A 9931-nucleotide genomic window follows, 5' to 3' on the forward strand; every position below is an offset into this window, starting at 1 on the left:
TCAGTGGATTAAGAAAAATGCAGGTTGGTGGGCAGATGATCAAATTACAGATTCAGATTTTATCAAAGGAATTGAATATTTAGTAACACATAAAATAATTACATATTGACTACTTTGAAATTTTTACTAGTTTTCCATCGTCCTTCTTCAAGTTTAAATTTATTTTCACATTTTAAACAAAGATAATCACTGGAAATTTCTGAGAAAAAACCTTTACAATTATTACAGATGTAATGATTTTGCATTACTCTGTAATCCACACCTAATGCTCTAATTAATTTATTACAGCTAGGGCACTTGTCATCAACATATGTATTTTCTTCAGAAATATTTCCACAGTCATAATGCTCAATTAATTTACCTAATTTGAAATTGGAACTTTTACAAGAGGGGCAATAAAACGTTTGAGTAATTTTTACAGAGTCACATTGATTACATCCAAGTTCTTTTTTATCACCAATTTGAATTATCTTTCGGTTATCTTCTAATTCTTTCAAATACGAAGTTACAGAATCATCAGAGAAGCCAATCATTTGTTCTAGCAAATTTAAGCTAATTTGTTTTGACGATCTTAAAATAAGATCAATCAGTTCGTGAGTTTTCTTTTTATCTTCTCGTTTTTCTTGATTTAATGTTTTGATTTGTTCTGATTCATTTTCAAAAAAAGATTGTTCTTTTTCAATGGTTTCAAAAATAGATTGTAGATTTTCAAAACGAACAGGTTTTTCTAAATATTGATACACACCAAGTCGAATCAATTCTTTAATTCCTTCATCATCTTTTTCAGTAGCTGTTTCCATAACAACTCGTGCATTTGGTTGTATTGCTAATAATTGTGTTAAAATAGAACGGGCGTCCATATCAGGTAACATATAATCAAGTAATACTATAGGATGCCTATCTTGATTTGCAAGTTCTTTGAATGTTTCAATAGCAGTAGAACCATTTGTACAGGTATGAATTTTTGAATATCCTAATTTTTCTAAATAGTTTTTTAATAACATACCAATTGCAGGACTGTCCTCAACAATCAGCACATCATCTTTCGTAGTCATTATTTATCATCTTATTTAAGGTAGAATAAATAGTCCACCGCCATCAAATGGTTCACTTAGACTGAAGAGAATATATCAGAACAATTATTGATTCAATAATCAAATCTATTACCAATTATCTCAAATAAAATATTAGCAAAAAGGTCTTTTTAAAATCACAGAAATGTAGACGGTACAAAAGACTAAATGCCTCAAAAAAAATTAACAATCATTGATTCATCCATTGTCATTAGCAATAGGTGCAGGGGTTGCCTCAGTTGTAATTATTGGAGTGTTTTTTTCATTTGGAATATTAAATAATGAACCAGAACTTGCAGTAAAACCAACACCTTCAACTCAACCAGGTCCAGTTCAAGTTACTGCAGATACATTTATGGAAAATGGTTCACCTGTGTTGGGAGATCCTAATGCTCCAATTACTTTGATTGAATTTGGGGATTATCAATGTTATTTCTGTAATCAGTTTTTTCATAAAACAGAAGATGAACTTTTCAAAAATTATGTAGAAACGGGTAAAGTTAAAGTAATTTTTAAAGACTTTACAATAATTGGTGCTGATTCTATTTCTGCAGCACATGCTGCTCATTGTGCAGACGACCAAGGCTTTTTCTGGGAATACCATGATACTTTGTATAATAATTGGACTGGAGAGAATAACGGGTGGGCATCTTCAAAGAATTTACTACAGTTTGCAAGAGATGTTGGGCTCAATATTGATGAATTCTCTAAATGTATGACAGACTCAAAATACTCTACAAAAATTGCAAATAGTAACAAAGATGCAAAGGACTTGGGTTTAACTGGTACGCCTGCATTTTTTGTTATCAGTCCAGATAACAAAGTTACAAAGATCGGTGGAGCTCAACCATATGATGTTTTTGAAAGAATTTTCAATTCAGCATTAGAAAATTAGAAAAATCATCGATCAATTATCAAAAAGTATATAAAAAATTACAAAAATTCCCTAATCAGTAAGATAGAATTAGCTCAATATCCTTATATGAGTATAGACGGAGGCAAGCTTGATGGCAGCAGGAATTGACGATATTGCAATATACATACCAAGACTCTACATAGATGCATCTGATTTTGCAAAGGCCAGAGGGTTAGACCCTGAAAAACTCCAAAAAGGTTTAGGAGTATCTCAAATGGCAATTGTAGATACAAATCAAGACCCAGCTTGTCTTGCAGCAAATGCATGTCTTCAGATTATGAAGAAAAACAAGCTATCACCAGAAGACATTGGAAGACTGTATGTGTCAACAGAATCATCATTTGATGAATCTAAAGCCATGAATTCTTATGTGATTGGAATGCTTGAACAAGTTTACGGTCAAGGAGCTTTTGAGCATTGTGGTGGAGTAGAAACAAAATTTGCATGTGTAAGCGGGTCCTATGCACTTTATGACAATACAAACTGGATTAGAGCTGGAGAAGCAGAAGGAAAACAAGCACTAGTGGTAGTTTCAGACATTGCAAAATACGACATGGGTTCAAGTGGGGAGATGACACAGGGGGCAGGAGCAGTAGTAATGTTGCTCAATGATGAACCAAGATTGTTAGCTTTTGATCCTAAAGTTACAGCTACATCGATTAAAGATGAATATGACTTTTACCGACCTTTTGGAAAAGAAACACCAATTGTACATGGGCAATATTCTAATCTATTGTATATGATTCAAGTAAGAAAAGCATTAGAGACTTACAAAAAGAAAGCTCTCTCATCAGGATTAATAAAATTAGAACCAGGTGAAACGATTTTAGATCATATGGATTATCTTAACATGCATTTGCCATATAGCAATATGGGTAAGAAAGCTTTAGCATATTTAGTGAGACATGAATGGCGACAACTTCCAAGATGGAAAAAAATAATTCAAGAGATTGGAATTCCAGAGCCAATACCAAAAGATCCACGTGGAACAATAGAATCTGTTTTAGGCGATGGTGAGTTCATGGCAAAAGACCACGAATTCACAAAATTATTTACAAAGACAAAAGAATTCCAGGAAGTTTATGAATCAAAACTTGCAAGCTCACTTGTGGCATCAAAGATGATTGGTAATTTGTACACAGCGTCACTGTATCTTGGATTTAGAAGTTGTTTAGAATTTGAATATCAAAAGGGAATTGATTTGAATGGAAAGCGTGTCGGATTCGGATCATATGGAAGCGGAAGTAGTGCCATGGTGTTTAGCGGTTTAATTCAACCGCAATACGAAGAAATTGTAAAAGATATGAATCTTGAGGCAGAGCTTGCTCCAAGAAGAAAACTGACCTTGGAAGAATACGAAATATTACACGAGAACAAGCTTTCACCAGAAGAGTCAATGCTTAATACAAAAAGAGAATTTATTTTAGTAGATGTAAATACAACTACTGAATCAAGAGGCGAAAGACGCTACATATTCAATGAATAAACTAATGCAAGAAGAACCAAATCCAATCAAAGACTATCTGTTTGAATATCTAAAATCTAAAAAAATTCAAGAGTTAACTGCACAGTCAAAATTTATCGAGATAATCAAGGATGTTTTAGAAAATTGTTTTGACAAAATAGTTTCAATGGGGGGGAAAGAAGAAGGTTTAGCAATCTTAGCCACAGGATTACTCCATTATCTTTTGACAAATGCCTTGATTCCTAGTCAAAGAAAAATAGAATACAATAAAATAGAGATAGACATCATAATTCCAAATTTAAAAACACTTCAAACAGATCCCAAGAAAAGTTTGATAATATACATTCCAAAAAGTAGTGACAAAAAAGTCATGAAAGAAAAATTAAACCAGTTAGAAAAAATCCAACCAATCAAAGATAACATTTGGATTATAAGTACAGAAGAACTAGATTTTCAAAACAAAACATATGAAATTAAAAAGAATAACGCATCATTTTCAAAAATAATTAACGATATTGGACAATTTGTAAATGTTCAAGGAGAAAACAAATTCAAAATTTTACGAATTTAAAATTTAATTTAACAAAGATTTCAGGTTAAGATTTTTTTTAAAAATATGATAAAGCGATGCATCACTCATATCATCAATAAACGGAATAGAGCCAAGTACAGGGTAATTTGTTAAATCTTCTAAATCTCTTTTTAATTCTTTGACTTTATATCCATTTATATCAAAATTATTAATTATTATTCCCTTAACTGAAATTTTGTAATTCTCACACATTTTGCAAGTCATGATAGTATGATTAACAGTGCCAACTTTTGTTCTGGTTACAATAATTGTTTCTAGGCTCATTGATTTAATCAAGTCAGTTACAAAATAATTTTTTAGTATAGGAGTCATGATGCCACCCATTCCCTCACTAGAAGCATAGAATGTAATTTTGATAATTTTTTGTATCGTTCTAAGATGAGTTTGACATTAGGTTTTATTTTTAAATTTTTTAAGCTGTATAAGGTGATGCAGGGATTGGAAAAAATTGGGGATTCAGTAAATCTTCAGGATCATTTACGTGTGCAGCATTTGCTAAAATTTCGACATCCTCAGATTTGAATCCAGTTTTTTGTGGAATCCCTGCAGCAAAAGGCTTCATTACACCAACATCAACATTCATTTTTCTAAAAGACACCGCAAGACCAGCAGTGATGTATGTTTTTCCAACATCAGTATCAGTCCCAGCAATAAAAAATGATTTCAATAGTAAATAGACATACTTTGAGATAGATAATTGTATCAGATCTAAAAAAGGCGATTCTTTTCTTTAATTTTTAGACAAAACTTGAATAATTTTACATTAAAGATAAAAAATCAATTTGAAAAATTAATAAAAAACAGTTAAGGAACAGTCAAATCAACTTTAGGAACAGTTGTTTGTGCCATTGATGTTGCTTCATAAGCAGGATATGGTTGTAAACCCCATGGACTCATTCCTAAAAATCCACTTTGGTTAAACACATTATTTGGAAATGTTCTTATGTTAACGTTAAAGTCACGTACTCCATCATTATAGTAAGTTCTTGCCACAGAAATTCTATTTTCAGTTCCTGCCAGTTCATCCATTAATCGCGTAACAGTCGAGTCTGCTTTTAATTCAGGATAATTTTCATATGTCAGAATAATTTTACTGAGAGCCTGTTCTATTTGATTACTGAGTTCTACTCTTTCCCCTGTGTTTGAAGTTGCTTGCCATTGTGAACGAAGTTTTGTGACTTGTTCAAGCACATCCTTTTCAAATTGCATGTATCCCTTTACAGATTGAATTAGATTTGGAATTAGATCATATCTTCGTTGTAATTGAACATCAACGTCTGCTGCATATTTTTTTATTTGTTCATCTTTAATCTGAGCAGCGTTATATCCAGAAAAATACATACCATAAAGAATACTGAAGATTAAAGCAACTATCACAACGCCTATGATTATGCCGATTATTTTCTTTGATACCAAACGAGCTGTCTAGATGAGGGACACATATTATTTTATGGTATTACCTTCCAGCACCTCCACCGCCAGAACCTCCACCACCTCCTCCAAAGCCACCGCCTCCACCACCTCCTCCAAAGCCACCGCCGATGAACCCTCCATAAAATCCTCGTCGTTTTCGTTTTCGAGAAATTATGAATACAAAAATTATCATAATAAGAAATGGCAAGATGGAGATCAGATTATTTAATTCAGATTCATTTTGATTTGATAGCGGTTCAGATGCAATGTAATTAGGATCATTATTTGAATAACCTGCTTTTTCAGATAGTACAATTACAGTATTTAGAAATGCCTGATCAAAAACGTCACATCTTTTGTTGCTTGATATGATTGCATTGCAGGAACTAAATAAGCATCTAATATCGCTCCAGCAGTTCCATCTGTAATATCGCCTTCTAGTCCTCTGCCTATCTCTAGTCTCATTGAGCCTCCAGAGGAGTCACGCTCTTTTGATAACAGAATCAAGATACCGTTATCTTTATCTGCTTTACCAATTCCTTTTATGCTGTTTAGAGAAACATCGTTGAAAATATAATGTGCCAAAAGATCCCTATCATGAATCTCTTGATTGTCTTTTTTGATTCCATGACCGTAAAAACTACTAGTAGTCCAAATGACAATTTCAACTGATGTTGCATCATCTACTTTTCGTAGATAATTATCTAATAATGACTCATATTCACTACTTATTACATCTGCATTATCATATACATATGCAGGACGTGATCCTTTGGCATTTTGTGAGTATCCTTGAGAGACAAGAGACACAGCAACAAGAAAAACAAGAAAAACCATCAGAACTTTTTTCAACGATAACGAATAATCACATCATGATAAAATTCTTCTTTTATTGCAGAGTAATTCATCATAAATCGTTTAATTATTAAGTTCAATTAATACGAAATAGAGCGTTTGAAATGAAGAGTTTTGTTTGGCACCCAAACACCCAAATGAAAGAATGGGATTCATTTACTAAAATTGTAAAAGCCAAAGGAATGTGGCTCACAGACTCAGATGGAAATAATCTTTTAGATGGAGTAGCATCAATGTGGTGTAATGTCTGGGGACATTCCAAGCCAGAATTAATTAATGCGATTACAAAACAAAGTAAAAAAACACAACATACGTCTATGTTTAATTTAACAAATGAGCCAGCAGAAGATCTTGCAACAAATTTGATAAAAATATCGCCTGGAATGCACAAGGTGTTCTATTCAGACAATGGTTCGTCAGCAATGGAAATTGCATTTAAGATGGGATTACAGTACTGGAATAACATAGGTGAGAAAAAGAAAACGAAGATCATGACATTAGAAAACGGATATCATGGAGACACATTTGGATCTATGGCTGTTGGATACATTCCAGAATTTTTCAACAAATTCAAGAGACAATTATTTGCAACAATACAGATTCCAGTTCCAAACAAATACAGAATTCCAAAAGGGTTTAGCTATCAAGACTATCAGAATTTTTGTATAGATAAAATTGAAGATATATTTTCAAAAGATGAAAAAATTGCAATGTTTGTCATGGAAAGTGGTGCACAGGTAGCTGGCGGAGTAAACATCTTTCCAGAAGGATTTCAAAAAAAAATTAGTAAACTATGTAAAAAATACAATATACTTTTAGTATTAGATGAGATAGCAACAGGTTTCGGACGTTTGGGTTCAATGCTGCAGTATACTGAACAGAAAAGCATTCCAGACATTGCAGTATATGGAAAGATGCTAACTGGGGGATACATAACGATGGCTGCAACATTAGCAAATAAAAAAATATACGATTCATTTTTAGGAGAATTTGATGATTGGAAACATCTCTTCCATGGACATACATTTACTGGAAATCCATTAGCAGCATCAGTTGCAAATGAAAATTTAAAATTATATGAAAAATATTCCTTGATTAAAAAAATTAAAAAACATCAAAAGTATTTGAGGAATATTATGAAAGAATATCAGAATTGGAAACGGTTGGAGATGTAAGACACAAAGGAATGCTTATGGGAATAGAACTAGTCAAAAACAAACAAAGCAAAGTATCAATACATCCAAAAAAATCAATTAACAAAATTTTCTTTGAAGAGGGAAAAAAACATGGGATTTATCTCAGGACATTGGGAAATATTGTAATGATCGTACCACCTTTAGCAATATCTGAAAACGAATTAGATACTTTGCTTAATAGAACAATTAAGACCATTAAATCAGCTCAGAATCAGGTTTTATAGAAAATTAAAAACTAAAACACGCCTGAAATGGAATAGGTTTCAAATCAAATCCACTTTAAACATTAGAGATAAAAATGGACTTTTCACGCACAAAAATATTCAACAGCCTACTAATCTTTTTTAATGGAATTTGATTCAAAGATATGATGAGCATGCACGATTTTATTAAAGAATGTCAAGAAAAAGTATTTTCTGGAACTGGAATATCAAGTGATGACGCTGAAAAACTCTTTAATTTACCAGATAAAGACATTGGAGAGTTAGCAAGAGCAGCAAATCAAATTACACGTGATTTTAATGGGAATCGTGTTGACGTAGAACAGTTAAACAATATTAAAAAAAATGCATGTAGTGAAGATTGTTCTTTTTGTGGTCAGTCAGCATTCTTCAATACCGGAATTGACACGTATCAATTGCCTCCAGCAGAAGAAGTTGTAATCAAAGCTGAGAAGGCAAAAAAAGAAGGAGCGGAATCATATTGTCTTGTTGCAGCATGGAGAGAGCCATCACCAAGAGATTTTGAGAAAGTTTGCAACATCATTCAAGAAATTAATGATAAAGTAGGGATAAGTGTAGAATGTAGTCTGGGATTTCTCACACCAGTTCAAGCAAAAAAGCTAAAAGAGCTTAAAGTAAAAAGATACAATCACAATCTAGAAACATCAAAATCAAAATTTTCAGAAATATGCACTACTCACACTTACGAAGATCGATTGAAGACTCTATACATTGCTCGTGATGCAGGATTAGAATTATGCACTGGTGGCATTATAGGGTTAGGTGAAACTAGAAAACAGCGGTTAGAATTAGCGCTTGAATTAGCAACTCTTTATCCAGAAGAAGTCACAATAAACATTTTAGTTCCAGTTCCAGGAACTCCATTGGAATTGCAAACAAAATTGGAAAACACGGAGATTGTAAGAATGTTTTCAGTGGTCAGATTTCTTTTGCCAGAATCTGTTATAAAAATTTCAGGTGGGAGAGAGACAAATCTGAATGACTCAGGCGAGGAATTACTACAAAGTGGTGCAAATGGAATAATCACTTCAGGCTATCTAACCATGGGAGGAAACGATTCTCAAAAAGACATGAACATGATCAAAAAGATAGGGCTAGAAGCCTAAATCATAGAAAAATAATGTTTTTGTGTTAAATACAATAACGGCCAATAAGAAAAGAATTTACCAAAGAAAAATTTGAATGTAAGATGGCCTGTTTTGAATAACAAATTACACTATGTAGATTTAGAGTTAAAACAAATAAGACAAAACAACCTTTACAGAAAATTACGATATGGTAAAGTGTACAAAGCACACATTACAATAAATGGAAAAAAATTATTAAATTTATGTTCAAATGATTATTTAGGAATACAAGTTACAAAAACTAAAATCAATCAGATGCAATCAAGCTCCAGATTAGTTTCTGGAAATGATGAAGCATATAAAAAATTAGAAGAAAAACTTGCAAAGCACAAATCACATCAAAATTCCTTGATATACCCAACTGGATACATGGCAAATTTAGGTTCAATAACTGCTATTTCAAAAAAAGGAGATTTGATTTTAAGTGATGAATTAAATCATGCAAGCATAATTGAATCATGTAAGCTTTCAGGAGCTAAAATAATAATTTACAAACATAATGACATAGATGATTTAAATAAGAAACTAAAACAAAAAGGGAAAAACAAGTTCGTAGTGACAGAAGGATATTTAGCATGGATGGTGATATATCTAAATTAAAAGAGATTACAGAAATCACTGAAAAAAGTAATGCAATTACAATTCTAGATGATGCACATGGTGATTTTGTTATTGGGGAAGATGGAAAAGGAACTCCAAATTATCAAAATGTAGAAAAAAAAATTGATTTGTATGTTAGCAGTTTAAGTAAAGGTTTGGGCTCATTTGGAGGATATGTTTCATCTTCAAACAACATCATAGATTTATGCATAAACAAATCAAAATCATTTATCTATACTTCTGCACTACCATCTTTTTTGGTGGAATATTCATTAAAAAGATTTGAGTCAAATAGAGAAAAGCAAAGAAGAAAACTAGAGAGTAACAAGATACAACTTATCAGAGGACTAAAACAAATAGGTTATCAAATTAATTCTAAAACACATATTATTCCACTAATCATAGGTAATGAAAAAACAGCAATGGAGTTTGGGGATTATTTATTTAAAAAT

The 9931-nt window shown here is 32.2% G+C and carries 8 protein-coding genes and 3 pseudogenes; 6 read left to right on the forward strand and 5 right to left on the reverse strand.

The window, feature by feature from the left end:
• Positions 1-98: 98 nt before the first annotated feature.
• A complete protein-coding gene (locus tag BG20_RS11345; RefSeq protein WP_010195566.1) occupies positions 99-1055 on the reverse strand; it encodes a TackOD1 domain-containing metal-binding protein in 957 nt (318 codons plus the stop codon).
• Between the two features lie 211 nt (positions 1056-1266).
• On the opposite strand from BG20_RS11345, the gene BG20_RS11350 reads away from it, so the two are divergent.
• The 3 genes from BG20_RS11350 to BG20_RS11360 all read left to right on the forward strand — a co-directional run bounded on the left by BG20_RS11350 (position 1267) and on the right by BG20_RS11360 (position 4025).
• The gene (locus BG20_RS11350; RefSeq protein WP_010195567.1) at positions 1267-1968 is read left to right on the forward strand and encodes a DsbA family protein; all 702 of its coding nucleotides are present in this window, start codon (positions 1267-1269) and stop codon (positions 1966-1968) included.
• 112 nt (positions 1969-2080) lie between these two features.
• On the forward strand, positions 2081-3475 hold the full coding sequence (locus tag BG20_RS11355) for a hydroxymethylglutaryl-CoA synthase family protein (protein ID WP_010195568.1): 1395 nt from the start codon (positions 2081-2083) through the stop codon (positions 3473-3475).
• A gap of 4 nt (positions 3476-3479) precedes the next feature.
• Positions 3480-4025, forward strand: coding sequence for a hypothetical protein (locus tag BG20_RS11360; protein ID WP_048097267.1), 546 nt, complete (start codon positions 3480-3482; stop codon positions 4023-4025).
• 3 nt (positions 4026-4028) lie between these two features.
• Here the strand turns inward: BG20_RS11360 and bioD are convergent.
• The 4 genes and pseudogenes from bioD to BG20_RS11375 all read right to left on the reverse strand — a co-directional run bounded on the left by bioD (position 4029) and on the right by BG20_RS11375 (position 6311).
• Positions 4029-4713 (reverse strand): annotated as a pseudogene (gene bioD / locus BG20_RS11365) (dethiobiotin synthase).
• Positions 4714-4850: 137 nt separating this feature from the next.
• Entirely contained in the window at positions 4851-5462 is a 612-nt protein-coding gene (locus BG20_RS11370) for a LemA family protein (protein ID WP_010195571.1), read from the reverse strand.
• 40 nt (positions 5463-5502) lie between these two features.
• Complete coding sequence (locus BG20_RS12875) at positions 5503-5667, reverse strand: hypothetical protein (protein WP_010195573.1); 165 nt, start codon at positions 5665-5667, stop codon at positions 5503-5505.
• Positions 5668-5783: 116 nt separating this feature from the next.
• Positions 5784-6311 carry a TPM domain-containing protein gene (locus BG20_RS11375; RefSeq protein ID WP_010195574.1) on the reverse strand — a complete coding sequence of 176 codons (528 nt, stop codon included), beginning with the start codon at positions 6309-6311 and terminating at the stop codon, positions 5784-5786.
• A gap of 185 nt (positions 6312-6496) precedes the next feature.
• Between BG20_RS11375 and bioA the strand changes: the two are divergent.
• From bioA to BG20_RS11390, 3 genes and pseudogenes are all read left to right on the forward strand, one after another.
• A pseudogene (bioA, locus tag BG20_RS11380) lies at positions 6497-7734 on the forward strand (adenosylmethionine--8-amino-7-oxononanoate transaminase).
• Between the two features lie 146 nt (positions 7735-7880).
• The gene (gene bioB / locus BG20_RS11385) at positions 7881-8858 is read left to right on the forward strand and encodes a biotin synthase BioB (RefSeq protein ID WP_048097266.1); all 978 of its coding nucleotides are present in this window, start codon (positions 7881-7883) and stop codon (positions 8856-8858) included.
• Positions 8859-9035: 177 nt separating this feature from the next.
• A pseudogene (locus tag BG20_RS11390) lies at positions 9036-9931 on the forward strand (aminotransferase class I/II-fold pyridoxal phosphate-dependent enzyme); the annotation flags it as partial.

This window comes from Candidatus Nitrosarchaeum limnium BG20, assembly GCF_000241145.1.
Classification (GTDB): Archaea; Thermoproteota; Nitrososphaeria; order Nitrososphaerales; family Nitrosopumilaceae; genus Nitrosarchaeum; species Nitrosarchaeum limnae.

Coding starts and splice junctions, on each gene's coding strand:
- BG20_RS11345 (WP_010195566.1), bottom strand. CDS start 1,055: ATGACTACGAAAGATGATGTGCTGATTGTTGAGGACAGTCCTGCAATT.
- BG20_RS11355 (WP_010195568.1), top strand. CDS start 2,081: ATGGCAGCAGGAATTGACGATATTGCAATATACATACCAAGACTCTAC.
- BG20_RS11360 (WP_048097267.1), top strand. CDS start 3,480: ATGCAAGAAGAACCAAATCCAATCAAAGACTATCTGTTTGAATATCTA.
- bioB (WP_048097266.1), top strand. CDS start 7,881: ATGAGCATGCACGATTTTATTAAAGAATGTCAAGAAAAAGTATTTTCT.